A 15,772-nucleotide genomic window follows, 5' to 3' on the forward strand; every position below is an offset into this window, starting at 1 on the left:
CTACTCCATCTGAATGAGGCGCTCCTTCAACGGGTATTGATACCAGATCCGCAGCGACACGGCCGACAGGATGCCAACAACCGTGGAGGTATAGGCGAAATGCCGGCTCATGCCCGCGTCCAGCGTGATGAGGATGAAGGCGACGACCGTCAGCGCCAGCCCGGTAAACAAGGGCAGATCGAGGAACACATCGAGGTTCTCCAGGCGTTTCAGGCGTAATTTGGTCGGCGATTGCTCATCGTCTTCGACCTGCCGGATCTTCCCCCTGACAAAGAACCAAACGATCACGTGAATCGCCAGGGAGATCAACACAACCGTTCCAGACAGGAAAGCGCTGTCGGTTCTTTGGCCGACAGCGGGCGCGCTCGCGTCACCGGCCACCGCCATACCCGCCGATGGCTCCACGGCGGGACGCACCGCGAGCGACAATAGATACGCCAGCAGGGCCAACACCACTCCCACGGCCAGTGCCGAGAGCAAGAAGTGAATCGGGCTTGGGGCGTGGAGTGTGCTGCCGGGTCTGGCAATCAACTTTTCCAGGTACTGGCCGGGCACAACCACGAGAACCAGTAGGCCGCAAAGAATCGCGATCACCAGGTATTTGACCAACGGTACACTCGATCCGTACTGGGAACGGAGCGACTGGTATTTTTCCTGCATCGTATCCAACGTTGACGGGTGGGCCTTCGCTACCGCGCCCAAACTGCGCGGCGTCAACTCGGGATGCTGGGCCACGAACTCCAGTCCCGCCGCTCCCTTGCCAATGGCGGCGTACAACGTGTCCACCCCCCGCGGTCCCTGGCGCATGATCAGGTCGATACAGGCGGACGCCGCTGGCCGACCATCGCGGGCCGCAACCGCCAGAACCTGGGCCAAACGCTTCGATGCGGCGGGAGTGCCGGAGGCCATCTTGGTCAGCACCTTCAACTGATCGGGGCTGTCGGCCTGTCGGAGAATCGTCTCAAATTCGCCCCACGTGCGGCAGTGTCTGGCCAATTCAAACATCGGCATAAAATTATCTTTGAACTTTTCGACTGCGAGCGCCGATTTCGGGTCGGCCTGCATAAGCCCGAGCATCTGGCTGAGTTGGTTGAGCAACGACTCGTTGATCGCGCCGGTGCGGCGGGCGGCTTTGGCGAGCGTGATCGTGCCCTCGGCCGGCGGAAACACGGTGGCCATCCCGCGAATGGCATTCAGCGCGCTCGTGAAGTCATCCTGAGACCCTTCGAAGCTGCCTTCCCGGGCCATTTGGGCGATGTCTCCATAGAGCACCGCGTCGGCCACGGTGCTGCCCGCAAGGCTCTCAAAGGAATTTCCGCCGCCGACCACGGCAGCCCAACCGGTTGCTTTGAGGTGGCTGACGGGCGTGTTCTCGGCCGCGAGTTGTGCGAAAACATTCGTGCGAGCGACAGCGGCCTGAGGTCTATCTGGCAGATCGTTCTCGATGGCGTAATCAAGCAAGAGCAACGCCGCGCTCGTGTGCCCGGCGGCCGACTCGGTTTGCGCGGTGTTCACGACGCCGACGTCCGGCAGCCTTTGAAATCTTGCCGAGGGAGTATCCATCGGTGGATCGGCAAGCTGAACGACCGCGATGAGCGTGCCGAAAAGCACCACACCAAAGCAGAATTTTAACGCCTTCATACTGTACCTCGATTCACACTGCCTCCTTTTCCGAATCGCCCGCTGAAGCAACGATTATGGTCAACACCACCAATATTCATTTCCCCGCCCGAAGAAGCAACCGTTATTTCCGGGAATCTTCTGGCTGTGTTGGGACGTTGCCTGTCCGTGAAGCATTGCAAGTACACCGCTGTAGAGACAATGGCACGGTCAATAGTATGTAATGAACCGCTCTTCAGGGGATTCCTGCATGGTGGGTTGGGTTTCCCCTTCTTTGATCCCCAGTCCGCTGGCGATCCGTTTGATCCAATTTCCCGCAGAATCAAATTGCGTGTAGCGATAGGTCGTTTTCTGCGTACCGCTGGTCTGAGTAAGGACATTGCCCGCATCATCATAGGTGAATTTCAATACTTCACTCACTTCCTTGCCGACTTCCGTGGACTCAGTGATCCGCCGGCCCTTGGGGTCGTACGTGTACTTTTGCCTGGAAGCGAGCGAGCCGTCTTTGTTGAGGACTGATTTCTCGATCCGATTGCCCTTGCCGTCGTACTTGTACATGAATTTCGCAGAGAGCCGGTAGTCGTCTTCCTTTCTGCCGGGAAATGATGGCTCCTCACCCCAATACTCCAACACTGTTCGCGCATCGAGGTGGACATACGAGCGTTGGAGACGGGAATCGGCGGCCACCTCCATGGTGGCTATCCGGTTGCCCTGCTCGTCGTAGGTCTCCGATTTGCCATGGCTGGACTTGTCCTCCATGGATGGCATGAGTTTGCCATGGCTCACTTGATGGACCTTGCCCTTCAGCCCGTCGAAGTCGCGATCGGGCTTCGGTGAGCTGGCCCGGGCGGACAGCGCGGCGACGACGCTACATAACACAAGCACGGTTGACTTATTCATTTCGCAGGAATCCAGCTTACAAGTTAACGGCTTCGGCTGCAACTGCACGGTATTCGTGGAGGATGGTCTCGAACGCGATCGCCTGGGCTTCGACGCGTTTGCTGAGGGCAAAGAGATTCGGGGTCTCGACGGTGATATCGAACGGCTCGCTTGCGCCTTTCGACAGCGGGCCGAGGGAGCCAGGAAACTTCTGGTTGATGATTCCGTTTTGTGCGGCATGACCGTCGATTATTGCATCGGTATTGATCGGGATGACGCTGCTGGCCTGGAAGAGCGCGGGTTTGGCCAGGCGTTCACTCAAGATCGCGCCGGTGGCGTAGGCATAGAGGCCAAACGACTCGTAGTCGCTATGCCCACTGATGAACCCGACGAACTCGTGCGCGCGCAACTCGCGCTCCATAACGACGACCTCCTCTTCCGTGCTGTTGCGGAAAAACTCGCGGTTCAGGTCTTTGCCCCCGCCGTTCTCGCGTGTCATGTGTTCGTACCCCACGGGGTTCACGCAAGGATAAATCGTCAGTGAATAATTGGAGACGAGTTGCGGACTTTGCGCGAAGCGGCGCGCCAACTCCAACGAGGCAAGGATACCGTCCGGTTCGTCGCCATGCACGCCGGCCACGAGACAGATCGGCACCTGCACCGCGTACGGTGAAAGCGCCGGACGGCTGGCGGTTTTCAAGAGTTCGTATTCTCGACCTTCGAAGTTCAATCGGCCGATTCCCTGAACGTCAAACACGTCCTTCCGCAGGTCGCGGATGGTGGCAGCAAGGGAGCTGTAATCCTTCTTCCGCAACGGGCCAAGACTACGGAATTCGGATTGAAGCGCTGGCGGAAAGTCCTCCAAGGAGTGATTGAAACGACCGTCCGCAAACATCTTGAGCACGCGCCAGGTTTCGTCACGCTCCCCTTCCCCAAGCATCAATTCGACCTCGCGCACGACGATGGCGAACTGTTCTGGCGTCAATCTCGTCACGCCTGCATCGTTGCCAGATAGTTTGCCGAGGGCAAGCCCATTTGCTAGCTTTGGCTCCATTATGAAGAAGGTACGCTTGGGCATTATCGGCTGCGGCAGCATGAGCCGCTACCATGGAAAGGTTTACACGACCCAGGTGGGCGAGGCGGAGATTGTGGCGTTGTGCGACACACATCAGGGGAACCTCGACCGCTACCAGCGAGAGATTTTTGAGCCAATCAAGAAGAAGCCGCCGGTGTTTGTCAATTATGAGGACATGCTGGACAAGGTGAAGTTGGACGCCGTGTTTATCGTGACGCCACACGCGCACCACTTTCAACAGGTGATGGATTCACTCGAAGCGGGATGCCAGGTATTCGTCGAGAAGCCAATGGTAATGACCTCCGACCAGGCGCGAAAAATTATCAAGCACGCTGCGAAGAAGAAGCGAATGGTGAGCGTGGCGTTTCCCGGAACGTTTACACCCGAATATCAATACATCCACGGGTTGCAAGAGCGCGGGGTGCTCGGCGAGTTGATCGCCGCGGACGGGTTTGTCGCGCAGGCATGGAAACAGGGAACGAAGGGAACGTGGCGACAGGAACCGGAACTGGCCGGTGGTGGGATGACGTTTGACACGGGCGCGCACGTGTTCAATGCACTACTGTATTTGGCGAACTCGCGGCCGGTCGAAGTGTTTGCCTGGACCGACAATCGCAGCGCGCCGGTGGATATCACGTGTAGCGCGGCGATCCGGTATGAGAACGGGGCGGTCGGGTCGGCATTGATCAATGGCGACGCCATGTCGGGTTGGGATGAAGGGGTGCGCGTGTCGTTCACGAAAGGCGAGGTGCAGACGGGCATTCACGGTGGTCGGTTGCAGCATTGGGGACCGGACCGAAAGCTTATCAAGTATCCGCTGGTTCCCGAGGTGCCGACGTTGCAGCAATGGTTTATCGACTGCGTGCTCGGGAAGGCGAAAGATCCTGCGCCAGCGATCTGGGGATTACGTCAGGCGTTGTTCTATGAGGCGCTGTACGAATCTGCAAAGACGGGGCGACCGGCCAAGGTTCAGGCGGAATGACGTGACCCATGAAAACCTGTCCTTCATGCGCTCGCACGTTGACTAAGATGGAGATCGTTTTGGGCATATGTAAAGTTTGCCATTCCAAGCTTCCAGCGCCGACGGCGGAGGAACTAGAAGTAGAATGGTTTGAAGGTGGCGAACTAATGCTCGGCTCCGTGGAGGATGTCCCAGAAGAAGTCTGGTCAGCCATTCTCAAGATTCTTCGACATAAACTGACTGACGAGCAGGAAGCACTCTTGGCAGCGGGAGCACTGGAGGATTTGCTGGTCCATCATGGGCCTTTATTCATCGAGAGGGTCGAGCGTGAAGCGACACAGAATCCAAGTTTTAACCACTTGCTTGGTGGAGTATGGCACAGCTCAATCCAAGACGATGTTTGGAAGCGCATACAGAAAGCGCGTCAAGAGGTCTGGTAAGAGTCTCAAATTAAGATACTGCCCGGGCCGTACGCAAATTGACGTGTCCGAATCCATTTGTTAATGTCCTCTCGTGGCCGATACCCTTGTTATTAACGAGATTTTTCACAGCATTCAGGGCGAGTCCTCTTTTGCGGGGTTGCCCTGTGTGTTTGTGCGGCTGACCGCGTGCAACCTACGCTGCACGTGGTGTGACACGACGTACTCGTTCCACGAGGGCGCGTCGATGAAACTCGGCGACGTGATTGTGAAGGTGCTGGAGTACAACTGCCCGCTGGTTGAGATCACCGGCGGCGAACCCCTGTTGCAGCCGAATGTCTTCCCGTTAATGACACGGCTTTGCGATTTGGGCAAGCGGGTGTTGCTGGAGACGAGCGGTTCGGTGGACGTGTCGCGGGTGGACCCGCGCGTGGTGAAGATCATGGACTTGAAATGTCCCGGCAGCGGCGAGGTTGGCAAGAACCTGTACGATAACATTCGGCATCTCGACAAGAAGGATGAAGTGAAATTCGTCATCGCCGACCGCGCGGATTACGATTGGGCGAAGCAGATGATGGGCGAGCATCAGTTGACCAATGGCTGTACTGTTTTATTCTCACCTGTTTGGGGCAAGCTGCCGCTCAAAACGCTTGCTGAATGGATTCTAGCGGATAGACTGCCCGTCCGCATGCAGACCCAGTGGCACAAGCATATTTGGGGACCGGAAACCCGGGGAGTATAAGAATCATGTCACTACGCATCATCATCAAGTCCGCGCAAATCCGCGGTTGGATCGGGGAACGCAACGGCCAGCCCGCGCGCCGTCGTGACACCGACGCCGACCTCGCCGTGCTCTTCGATGGCGACAAAGCCGATTACGAAACTTTGAGCATCGATGAACTGGTCGAATCCATGAAAGCCAATCATCTTGTCCTGCTCGTGGACCAGGAAGCCGGGAAAACGTTTCATAAGTTCGTCCAGCACGGCTAGAATGAAGCCGTTGTTGTGAAAGAGCTGCTGCCACTGCTGAAGACCCGCATCCCCGGCCCGAAGTCCTGCGCCCTCGCCCGCCAACTACGTCGTTACGAATCCCGCAACATCACGTACGTTTCAGATCATTGGCCGGTTTTTTGGCAGCGTGCGGCGGGAACCAACGTGTGGGATGTTGATGGCAACCGCTACATCGACCTGACGGCGGCGTTTGGCGTGGCGAACGTCGGACATACCAACCCCCGCGTTGTGGCGGCGATCCAGGCGCAAGCCGGAAAATTATTGCACGCGATGGGCGATGTGCATCCGAACGAATTGAAGTTGAAGCTGGCGCGGGAATTGGTGGCGCTGACGTTTGGACGGTGGAGCAAATCGGAGGGGCGCGTTGTCTTCGCGAACTCCGGTGCAGAGGCGGTTGAGGTTGCGCTCAAGACGGCGGCGATCCACACCAAACGGCCGGGTGTCATTGCGTTTGAAGGCGCGTATCACGGACTCACCTACGGTGCGCTCGATACGACGTGGCGCGCGGACTTCCGCAAACCTTTTTCCGGGCAACTTGGCCATTTTACCGCGCATGTTCCGTTTGGACGTTTGCCGGAGGTCGCGAACATTCAGGATTTTGGCGCGGTTATTGTGGAGCCGATTCAAGGGCGCGGAGGGGTCATTGTTCCGCCGGATGATTTTCTTCCGAAGTTGCGCCGGTTCTGCGACGACCATGGCTTGCTGCTGGTTCTCGACGAAGTCTACACGGGGTTTTGTCGGACGGGACGCTGGTTCGCGTGTGAACATTCGGGAGTGGTGCCGGACCTTGTTTGCGCCGGTAAGGCCATGGCGGGCGGCTTTCCGATTTCGGCGTGCATTGGGCGCGCGGAAGTCATGGATAGCTGGCCCCAGTCAGAAGGCGAGGCGATTCATACGAGCACATTCATGGGCAATCCGCTCGGTTGCGCCGCCGCGCTCGCCTCCATCGGCGAGGTGAAACGGCTCAAGCTGGACGCCCGCAGTCGTGAATTAGGCAAATGGTTTGCAGCGCGACTCGCCCGCATCGGCAAGGTGCGCGGCCGAGGATTGATGCTCGGACTGGAAGTGAAGAATGCGGTTCCGATTGTCGAAAAGCTTCTCCAGCGAGGCATTCTCGCCCTGCCCGAAGGCAGCCGCAATGAAGTCGTCGGGCTCACTCCCCCGTTGGTGATTACGAAACGGCAGCTGGATCATTGTTTGGCCGTGCTAGATGATTTGGTTTCCCATGGATAAAGCTGCCTCGGATCTCCAGCGACGGGTGTTCGCGCTCATCTCGCGCGGGGTGGCGCAGGCGACGACGGACGAGGAGTTTGAGGGGTTGGCGCGTGAGGTGTTTGCGTTTCAGTATGAGCGTTGCGCGGTGTATCGGGCTTATTGCGACCGGCGGAAGCAGACACCGCAGTCGGTGATGCATTGGAAAGAGATTCCGGCGACGCCGACGAGTGCGTTCAAGGATTTTGCGCTGACGTGTTTTCCGGTCGAGCAGGCGGTAGCGGAATTTCACACGAGCGGGACAACGCGTGAGCTATCGGGGAAACATTTTTTGGCCACGCTGGAACTTTACCATGCGGCGATTGGTCCGAACTTCGCGGCGCACTTGCTGCCGGATGGCGCGCGCTTGCCGATGATGATATTGACGCCGTCGCCGGAGGAGGCGCAGCACTCCTCGTTGTCACATATGATGGGTGTGGTGATGAAGGAGTTCGGCGCAGATGACAGCGCTTATTATGTTGAGGGCGGCCAATTGCTCGTGGAGAAATTGGTGCGTGATTTATGCGAGATACAGTGGGCACATCAGCCGGTGTTTCTCTTAGGGACGGCGTTTGCCCTTGTCCACTTGTTTGATCATCTCGAGCAGCAGAATTTGAAATTTGAAATGTCAGAAGGCAGTCGCGTCATGGAAACGGGTGGGTTCAAGGGACGGTCCCGTGAACTGTCGAAGGCGGATCTCTATGCGCTATTTGAGAGTGTTCTGGGAATTCCAACGACGCACGTTGTCAATGAATACGGCATGACGGAGTTGAGCACGCAGTTTTATGATGCGACGCTGCGGGTTGGCAGGCGGACAGATGGGAAGGCGGTTCCGCCTTGGGCACGGGTGCTCATTATCGACCCGAACACTGGCAAGGAGGCTGCTGATAATGAGCGTGGCCTGGTCCGCATCTTTGACCTGGCAAACCTGTGGAGTATGATGTGTGTGCAGACGGAAGATTTAGGAATTGCCCGGGTGAGTGACTCGAGTTTGGTGGAATTTGAAGTCTTGGGGAGATCGGCGGGCGCGGAAGTGCGTGGCTGTTCACTCAATGCGGAGAATATTGTGATGGAATGAGCGCAACGATTGAGACGATTCGGGAGGCGATTGGCCGGACCCGGGAAGCGCGTGAGCGGGTGCAACAGCATCGCAGCACGGACGCGGTCATCGCCGTTTTGGCGCAGACGGCGAAGAATTGGCTGGATCCGAACAGTCCGTGGCGGAAGCGCGCAGTCGAGTCCGCCCCAAAGCACATGGGCTTTTCCGAAGCGATGGTGCAGGAAGCCATCGATCTCACCTTCGGGGCGATCAACTACGAGTCGCTCGGCGAACTGCTGGACCGCGAGTTGGGGAACCGGCGGGTCCTCGACGAGTTTTGCCTGCGTGGGCGGGTGCAGTCGCGGGCCGTCGCACCGCGGCTGCTGGTCCATTTTCTGGCGGGCAACGTCCCGATGCCCGGAATCGTGAGCATCTGCTGCGGGTTGCTGCTGCGGACAGCGAACCTGGTGAAAGTTTCGTCGCGCGACCCGGTGTTCCCCTCCCTGTTTATCGGGTCGGTGCGCGAGGTGGACACGGAGCTGGCCGACTGCGTGGCGTCGATCGAGTGGTCACGCGATGAGCTGGCGCTGACACAGACCGCGCTGGAAGACGCCGACGCGGTGATCGCGTACGGCGACGATCAGACGATTTCCGCACTGCGACAACTCGCGTCCCCGCAAGCGCGGTTTCTCGGATACGGCCACAAATTCAGTTTTGCCGTGGTAGCGAAGGAAGCGATGACCGAGGAGAACCTGCCGCACCTGGCGCAGGCGGCGGCGTTTGACGCGTCGGTATATGACCAGTTGGGTTGCCTCTCGCCGCATGTTTATTATGTGGAGGAACGCGGACAGCTTGGCCCGCGGAAATTTGCCGCGGCGCTGGCCGACGCGATGGCGGCGTATCAAGCGCGCGTCCCACGCGGTCAACTCCCGCTGGAAGAAGCGGCGCAGAACGCGAAATTCCGGGCTTGCTACGAATTTCGCGCCGCATCAGACAAGCGCATGGAAGTGTGGGCGAGTCCGACGGGCAATGACTGGACAGTCATCTACGACGACAGTCCCTCCTTCATCCCCTCCTGTCTCAACCGGACTGTTTTTGTGAAACCCACCGACGGCTACAAGCGCGTTCTCGACGCCATCCAGAAGATCGCCTCCAGCGTCTCAAGTGTGGGAGTCGCGCCGATGAACGAGCGCGCATTGGGGTTTGCCAGCGATCTTGCCAGGATGGGCGTGCATCGCGTGTGCCCCATCGGCCAGATGCAGCGTCCACCCTTGTCATGGCACCATGATGGTAGGCCGAATTTGGCGGACCTGGTCAGTTGGACGGATCTCGGTTAGCACACGGCAGCTCACCACGAAGGCGCGAAGGACACGAAGATTATGGATAGCACTATCTATAACTGTGGGATCATGCGGAAGCGGGCTACGGAAGAGGCCGGGCAGTTTGTAGATTGTAAGGCGTTGAGCCCTTCCCCCGAATCGTATCCATCACCCGCCAGAAGCTGGCCGGACTTAAGTCGGGCAAGGTGTAGGTAGCGCCGGCGTGTTCCAGTTTCTCTTTTCGGCGGCCAACGCCGATAAATGGGATGCCGAGTTTTTGGCAGGTTCGGAGGTCCCACAGTCCATCCCCGACGTACACCGTTTCCTGAAGTCGCCTCCCGGCTTTCGCGGCTGCCCCGGCGATAATATCTCCTCGGGTATAGAAATCGGACGACGTAACCATCGGAATGCTATCCAAGCGAATGCCTGACGCACCGAGTTTGAAGGTACTGGTTTCAAACCAATCGCCGGTGCCAATGGCGAACGCGACGCCCTGCTTCTTCAACTCTTCCAAAAGAGCCAACGCCCCTTCGAGGGCCGGAAATGACGATGAATCGTTTTCGTGAGCAGCCCGCAAACGCCGCAGGTATCCATCGCGCACGGCGTGAACCATGTGCGCCTTCTTTTCCGGGGACGAATCCTTCAGGGCCTGATGAACAACGGCCTGCGCCGTCACCTCTTCCAGGCTCTCCCAAAAAGCGCTGTCCAGGGCGAATCCCGCAGTCTCTTCAAAGGCCCCTTCGAAGCTGGCCCAGTCGGTGGGTTCACCACCAACGAGAGTGCCATCGACGTCGAACACGATCAGAATGTCTCCCATAGCGGGCTACTGTATCAGGGCGAGAGAACACGTCCACATTAATGCTCGCCAAATTTGTGAATTATGAGAGGCGACCCCAGTAATTGCAGCTTTACAGAGTTCACGCCAATGACTAGACAAGTGGTTTGCGCGAACTTCCAGGAGGGAGACGAGAATGTCCACGAAGAAATGGTTGATACTGATTGCGCTGGGAATGGCGGGCTCCGTCACGATGGTGGCGATCGTATGCATCGTCTGGTTCTTTGGCTTGGGCAATGTGGGCGTAGATGGTTGGCTGCCGGTTTATAGCATTGAGCAAACGGCCTCGGCCCATCCGGGTTTTCTTCGCACCACTGTCACGTCGGGGACGTCGGTCTTTGTGAGTGATTATGACGAATATGCATTGCAGTTGCAGGACATCGAGCCGAAGAATGCGATTGGCCGCGGGCCGGTCGGCGGCAAGATGGTTTACACAATCGACGGGCAGAAACCGACGGACTATCTCGCCGTGGATGAAGGCTCCGAGATGCCGGCGTATGCGGTGTACCGCAACAGCAAACTCCCGCCGTTCGACTGGCGGCATGCGAAGTTCCAGACGATGGAGTATACCGCGCCGATGGGTCCCGCGGCGCACAAACGCACGACCGATCCGGCATTGATTGAAGAGGTGGTGAGTGCCATGCGGGATGGGACCCCTATCCCCTCCTCTTTGCTCGCCGCGGGTAGCGTCAGCAATCTCAATGGCGTCTGGCTAAACAGCGACCAACTGCCCGGGATAATTTATTATCCGAAAGTTTACGCAGATCCGTCGGGCCGGGTCTATCTGTCGGAAAGCGTCGTGATGGTGAGCGCCAACGCGAAGCAATGGGCGGAGGCGCGTTGGGTGTCGGCGGGTCCGCTCTTCACGAAATGGCTGCAAACGCCTTGAAGAGTCGGAACCAGATTTTGAAAGTGGACCTCGTCTATTGAGGTTGGGTAAGGCAAATGTGTCCAGAGTACTGAGTTGAGCCCAATGACAGGTCTGACCCCGGTTATCAGAAGTCAATAAAGTCTTTGAATGTCCTTTCCAACGGCTCATACCGTGTGCGGACGACAGCCCACTGGTGCGTTTCAGAGGCTTCGGAGACTTCTTCCATGGTCCACTGCATGTTGGACAGGAAAAAGGCAACCGCCTTGCGAACGCCGGGAATCTGGTAGTCGTCGAGAAAGATCACGCTACTGGGCGCCAACAGATTGTTGAGGTAGAGAAGGTCAATGAAAACGCCTTCAAAACGGTGGGTGCCATCAACTATGGCGAAATCGAATTTCCTGCCCTGCTGTTGAAGTTCAGGCAGAATAAATTCCGAGGGGCGCTTGCAAAACTCGATTTGATTATTGACGCCAATCTCGCCAATGAACTGAAGGCCGAGATCGGAAAAGCGCCTGTCCTGATAGGGGTCGATTGTGAACAGGAAAAAATCCTCTCCATGGGTTTCCAGCAGCGCCTTAACGGCATTGATCGTCGCAAACCCATATCCGAGCCCTATGTCGATAACCGAAGCGGGCTTTTCCTTCCTGATCCAATCCTGAAGGGCCATGCCTTCCCTGGGATCCATGGCGACAGGGAACAAGTCGTGCCTTTTTCCATCCAACGCAGCTACCGCAAAGCCGTCTTTCGCCAGTTTGGCGATGATCTCGCCCGCTATGGATGCCTTGTGAGCATATTGATCTGGGTCATTCATGTTGCGCTATCTTTTTAGCTGCTCAAGGCACAACTCAACGATTTTCTGTACGGGTGCTTGCGGGGGGAGTTCGATACTGGTGAGCCCGAACTTTTTGACCGCCTCCTTCAGTCGCGCGTTGTACCAGAAACTACGGGCCAGATAATGATCGATCATCGCCTCTTCGTCTGACGCACCGCGATAGAACTCTACCGCCTTGATCAAGCGTTCGCGTAAGGTCTGCTCCTGGGCCGCGAGCCACAGCGAGCCCACGCTGGGCAGCCGTAATTCGGCGACCTCCTCCGGCCAGAGACTCCACCCTTCCATAACGGTTGGTTCGCCCCAGGTGGCATGCTTGCGAATCACGCTCTGGACCGCAGGCCACATGGCGCGGTGTTCCTGGTTGATGTCGGCGATGAGTGCTTCGCCCGAGCGGGTGACATAGTATTCTCTGTAGTCGTACCCATCCATCGGGTGCAGATGTGGATGCGAGTCTTTGGTAGTGGTGGCGCGAATGGCCTCACCGAGATCATCCGTTGAGATGCAGCCATAGCCGAGTTTGGCAGCGAGCATGCGGGCAACCGTCGTTTTGCCCGACATCGGAGCGCCACCGATCAGAATGACGCGCGAGTAACTCATGTAGTCCTCGGGATGCTTCTGTCCTTCACTTCTTTTTCTTGAGCCAATAGGTCAGGGCGGGCTCGAAGCAGGTGCCGGACAAATCTTCGACTCTTCCGCGAAAATACGTTTCGGCGTCCTTGACGCCTTTGTTGTAGGCAAACGGGGCGATCTCCTTCAGAAAGTAGCTTAACAAGAATTTCGCCCGCATCTCGCTGATTTCCAGTTCCAGTTCTTCCTTGAAATATCTCCGGAGTGAAGGGATGACGTCGGCAACCTCTTCTTTGGTCAATTCAATGGCCATGAGTAGAAGAATAACACCTTAACGCTCAACTTCCAACACTCAACGCTCAACGTTCAACCCCGAAAAGGATTCGGGGCAAGCACTCAAGGCAGAAACGGTCCGCGCTTAGCAAGCGCGGCTACAACCGGAACGGCCCGCGGCCAGCGCCCGCGGCTACAAAGGCCGCAATTTTCTTGAAGCGTGGTGGAAAACGAGGCAGATTCTGTCGGCGTTTGGAGGAGACGGACCAATGAAACGGATAACGGTTCGATTTATTCTCGCGGTGATGTTCATTGCCTTTGTGCAAGGCTGCTCGTCGGTCAAGCCGGATCCAGAGACCGGGCCTAACTCGCCAGAAGGACAGGAGCGCGAGCGGATGAACCGGATGCTTGAGCCGTCGCCGAATCAGTGATCCGCCTTCGCTCTTCGAGCTTCCGCCTTTGCCGAGGCTACGGCGGACAAACACGCCCTTGTGGGCCGTGGTAGAACACTGTACCGAAGCAGACGGCGGACTGCGGTCAGCGCCCGCGGCTACAGGGAGACAAACACGGCTTGAGATATTAATACGCGATATTTCTTCTAGACATCGTATTTCGATAATGGTATCGTGCGGGCATGTTTTCTACCCGGAAGAGGCGCAAGATGGAAATGCGGACGGCTAGGCCAGCCGTCCCTGCCTCGGAAGAGGAAAGCGCGCGGGACGCGCGCTGCTACACCAGCCTCCATTTACCCAACCCTCCGCCTTCGCGAGGCCGCTATGGCGCGACTCGCTGCTGTGCGCAGCTCGAAAGAAATGTGCCATTCTACCAAACGAACCCACCGATTTTGCGATGCCAAACAGGGGTTATCTTTCAGGGGAACAAGGAGTTACGATGGCAATTTGTGAGAGAAAACGGTGGGTTCGTTTTGGAAAACGAACCCACCGGGAGGGGGTAAATTGATGGTTCAAGGGACTTTTGAGAGGGAAATTGGGGTCGGTTTGAACGTGAAGCGGACGGCTGGGCCAGCCGTCCCTACCTCGGAAATCGGCGGTCCCTTCGGCCGGGCTCAGGGCAGGCGCCGACCGCCGCTACAGCTATTTCGTCAATTTCAAGAAGTTAGAAAGGATGGTTTTCCCCTCTTCGGTCAAAATCGATTCGGGGTGGAATTGGACGCCCCAGATGGGGTGAGTTTTGTGACGGATGCCCATGATTTCGCCTTCGGGTTTGGTTTCGGCGGTGATCTCGAGCGTGTCGGGGATCGTGTCGCGTTTGATGAGGAGCGAGTGATAGCGGGTGGCGGTGAAGGGGTTGGGCATGCCGACGAAGAGGTCGCGGCCGTTGTGGTAAATCTCGGAGGTTTTGCCGTGCATGAGGCGCTCGGCGCGGACGACTTCGCCGCCGAAGACGTGGCCCATGCATTGGTGGCCGAGGCAGACGCCGAAGGTGGGGATGGTGGGGCCGAAGGTCTTGATGATGTCGTTGGACAGGCCGGATTCGCGCGGGGAACAAGGGCCGGGAGAAATGAGAATGCGAGCTGGTTTCAAGGCGCGGATCTGTTCGATGGAGATCTCGTCGTTGCGGAACACTTTCATTTCCACCCCCAACTCGCCGAGGTACTGCACGAGGTTGTAGGTGAAGCTGTCGTAATTGTCGATGACCAGCAACATGGCGGGACAAGCTACGCCACTTTTGCGCGGCGACCAAGTGAAAACCGACGTTGTGCTTTTCCACTTGCGGCGGCCCCGGTCGTTGTGCAATGTACAGCCTATGGATGCGCCTCCATTTTATCCGGTCGGCCAGAGCCCGCAGCCGCGCCGGCGGACGGGTTGGATTGTCTACGCGGTGATCATCACCTTTTTCCTTTTCGTGAGCGTCTTGGCGAACTTGGCGTTGTTTGGTTGGGTGTTTGGCAAAGGCCACGGCGGCGGTATCGCCGTCAGCCAGCAACGCCACTACGAAGAGCGGTTCGTCGACGGCGAAGAAGAGGCGAAGGACAAGATCGTGGTGATTTATATATCGGGCGTGATCAGCTCGGAGGAGGACGGGTACAGCAGCGAGGGCGGGATGGTGGCGGACATCGAAGACCAGCTTCAGCAGGCCGTCGATGACAAACACGTGAAGGCGATTATTTTGCGGATCAACTCGCCGGGCGGCGAGGTGGTCGCGTCAGACGAGATTTACCAGGCGGTAGTGGCGGCGCGCGACAAAAAGCCCATCGTCGCCAGCATCGACACGGTGGGGGCGTCGGGGGCGTATTATATCGCGGTCGGCGCGGACTACCTGATGGCCAACGAGCTCAGCATCACCGGCAGCATCGGGGTGATCATGGAGAGCTTCACGTACGGCGACCTGGCGCAAAAAATCGGGGTTAAGTTTTATACGTTCAAGTCGGGCAAGTACAAAGACATCATGAATCCCGCTCGCGAGCCCACGGAAGATGAGAAGGCGCTGGTGCAGGGACTGATTATGGAAGTTTACGAGAAGTTCGTCGGCATCGTGGCCGAGGAGCGGGATATGAAGGTTGATGAACTGAAGAATGGCCTGGCGGATGGGCGCATTCTCTCGGGCAAGCAGGCGAAGGCGGCCGGCTTTGTGGATGACGTGGGTTATTTCGACGATGCCATCAACAAGGCTGAGGAACTGGCCAAGATCAAAAAGGCCAAGGTCATTCGCTATACGGAACCGTTTTCGATACGCAACCTGTTTCGGTTGTGGGGCAAGAACGACCGGGCGAAGATCCAGATTCAGTTGACACCGAATCAATTCAAGGTGCAGTCGGGAAAATTGTACTTCCTGCCGTCGTACATGTTTCAGTGAGCG

Annotated in this window: 18 protein-coding genes; 10 read left to right on the plus strand and 8 right to left on the minus strand. The window is 57.5% G+C overall.

The window, feature by feature from the left end; translation table 11 throughout:
- The 3 genes from VNL17_11670 to VNL17_11680 all read right to left on the minus strand — a co-directional run bounded on the left by VNL17_11670 (window position 1) and on the right by VNL17_11680 (window position 3,553).
- Window positions 1–1,641, minus strand: coding sequence for a hypothetical protein (locus VNL17_11670; GenBank protein ID HXI84733.1), 1,641 nt, complete (start codon window positions 1,639–1,641; stop codon window positions 1–3).
- A gap of 189 nt (window positions 1,642–1,830) precedes the next feature.
- Complete coding sequence (locus VNL17_11675; protein HXI84734.1) at window positions 1,831–2,520, minus strand: hypothetical protein; 690 nt, start codon at window positions 2,518–2,520, stop codon at window positions 1,831–1,833.
- 16 nt (window positions 2,521–2,536) lie between these two features.
- Complete coding sequence (locus tag VNL17_11680) at window positions 2,537–3,553, minus strand: succinylglutamate desuccinylase/aspartoacylase family protein (protein HXI84735.1); 1,017 nt, start codon at window positions 3,551–3,553, stop codon at window positions 2,537–2,539.
- 1 nt (window position 3,554) lies between these two features.
- Between VNL17_11680 and VNL17_11685 the strand changes: the two genes are divergently transcribed.
- The 7 genes from VNL17_11685 (at window position 3,555) to VNL17_11715 (ending at window position 9,592) form a co-directional block, all read left to right on the plus strand.
- Window positions 3,555–4,556 carry a Gfo/Idh/MocA family oxidoreductase gene (locus tag VNL17_11685; GenBank protein HXI84736.1) on the plus strand — a complete coding sequence of 334 codons (1,002 nt, stop codon included), beginning with the start codon at window positions 3,555–3,557 and terminating at the stop codon, window positions 4,554–4,556.
- Window positions 4,557–4,564: 8 nt separating this feature from the next.
- Window positions 4,565–4,975 (plus strand): hypothetical protein, encoded by a 411-nt coding sequence (locus tag VNL17_11690; GenBank protein ID HXI84737.1) that lies wholly within the window; start codon window positions 4,565–4,567, stop codon window positions 4,973–4,975.
- A gap of 73 nt (window positions 4,976–5,048) precedes the next feature.
- Entirely contained in the window at window positions 5,049–5,696 is a 648-nt protein-coding gene (gene queE / locus VNL17_11695) for a 7-carboxy-7-deazaguanine synthase QueE (protein ID HXI84738.1), read from the plus strand.
- A 5-nt stretch (window positions 5,697–5,701) separates the two neighbouring features.
- Window positions 5,702–5,944, plus strand: a complete 243-nt coding sequence (locus tag VNL17_11700) for a hypothetical protein (GenBank protein ID HXI84739.1) — start codon at window positions 5,702–5,704, stop codon at window positions 5,942–5,944.
- A 15-nt stretch (window positions 5,945–5,959) separates the two neighbouring features.
- The gene (locus VNL17_11705; protein HXI84740.1) at window positions 5,960–7,198 is read left to right on the plus strand and encodes an aspartate aminotransferase family protein; all 1,239 of its coding nucleotides are present in this window, start codon (window positions 5,960–5,962) and stop codon (window positions 7,196–7,198) included.
- Complete coding sequence (locus tag VNL17_11710) at window positions 7,191–8,294, plus strand: long-chain fatty acid--CoA ligase (GenBank protein ID HXI84741.1); 1,104 nt, start codon at window positions 7,191–7,193, stop codon at window positions 8,292–8,294. Before VNL17_11705 ends, VNL17_11710 begins: the two co-directional genes overlap by 8 nt.
- A complete protein-coding gene (locus tag VNL17_11715; GenBank protein ID HXI84742.1) occupies window positions 8,291–9,592 on the plus strand; it encodes an acyl-CoA reductase in 1,302 nt (433 codons plus the stop codon). Before VNL17_11710 ends, VNL17_11715 begins: the two co-directional genes overlap by 4 nt.
- An 85-nt stretch (window positions 9,593–9,677) precedes the next feature.
- Here the strand turns inward: VNL17_11715 and VNL17_11720 are convergent, their stop codons facing one another.
- A complete protein-coding gene (locus VNL17_11720; protein ID HXI84743.1) occupies window positions 9,678–10,391 on the minus strand; it encodes an HAD hydrolase-like protein in 714 nt (237 codons plus the stop codon).
- Between the two features lie 154 nt (window positions 10,392–10,545).
- Between VNL17_11720 and VNL17_11725 the strand changes: the two genes are divergently transcribed.
- Window positions 10,546–11,298 carry a hypothetical protein gene (locus VNL17_11725; protein ID HXI84744.1) on the plus strand — a complete coding sequence of 251 codons (753 nt, stop codon included), beginning with the start codon at window positions 10,546–10,548 and terminating at the stop codon, window positions 11,296–11,298.
- 106 nt (window positions 11,299–11,404) lie between these two features.
- On the opposite strand, the gene VNL17_11730 is transcribed toward VNL17_11725, so the two are convergent.
- Genes VNL17_11730 through VNL17_11740 form a run of 3 tightly spaced genes read right to left on the minus strand, consistent with a single transcriptional unit; the run spans window position 11,405 to window position 12,992 of the window.
- Window positions 11,405–12,091, minus strand: coding sequence for a class I SAM-dependent methyltransferase (locus VNL17_11730; protein HXI84745.1), 687 nt, complete (start codon window positions 12,089–12,091; stop codon window positions 11,405–11,407).
- Between the two features lie 6 nt (window positions 12,092–12,097).
- Window positions 12,098–12,709 carry an AAA family ATPase gene (locus VNL17_11735; protein ID HXI84746.1) on the minus strand — a complete coding sequence of 204 codons (612 nt, stop codon included), beginning with the start codon at window positions 12,707–12,709 and terminating at the stop codon, window positions 12,098–12,100.
- A 25-nt stretch (window positions 12,710–12,734) separates the two neighbouring features.
- On the minus strand, window positions 12,735–12,992 hold the full coding sequence (locus tag VNL17_11740) for a DUF2164 domain-containing protein (protein HXI84747.1): 258 nt from the start codon (window positions 12,990–12,992) through the stop codon (window positions 12,735–12,737).
- Window positions 12,993–13,221: 229 nt separating this feature from the next.
- Between VNL17_11740 and VNL17_11745 the strand changes: the two genes are divergently transcribed.
- Window positions 13,222–13,383: a hypothetical protein gene (locus VNL17_11745; GenBank protein HXI84748.1), complete on the plus strand. Its 162-nt coding sequence runs from the start codon at window positions 13,222–13,224 to the stop codon at window positions 13,381–13,383.
- Between the two features lie 663 nt (window positions 13,384–14,046).
- On the opposite strand, the gene VNL17_11750 is transcribed toward VNL17_11745, so the two are convergent.
- The gene (locus tag VNL17_11750; GenBank protein ID HXI84749.1) at window positions 14,047–14,619 is read right to left on the minus strand and encodes an aminodeoxychorismate/anthranilate synthase component II; all 573 of its coding nucleotides are present in this window, start codon (window positions 14,617–14,619) and stop codon (window positions 14,047–14,049) included.
- Between the two features lie 100 nt (window positions 14,620–14,719).
- On the opposite strand from VNL17_11750, the gene sppA reads away from it, so the two are divergent.
- Entirely contained in the window at window positions 14,720–15,769 is a 1,050-nt protein-coding gene (gene sppA, locus VNL17_11755) for a signal peptide peptidase SppA (GenBank protein HXI84750.1), read from the plus strand.
- Window positions 15,770–15,772 lie beyond the last annotated feature (3 nt).

This window comes from Verrucomicrobiia bacterium (assembly GCA_035577545.1).
Classification (GTDB): Bacteria; Verrucomicrobiota; Verrucomicrobiia; order Palsa-1439; family Palsa-1439; genus Palsa-1439.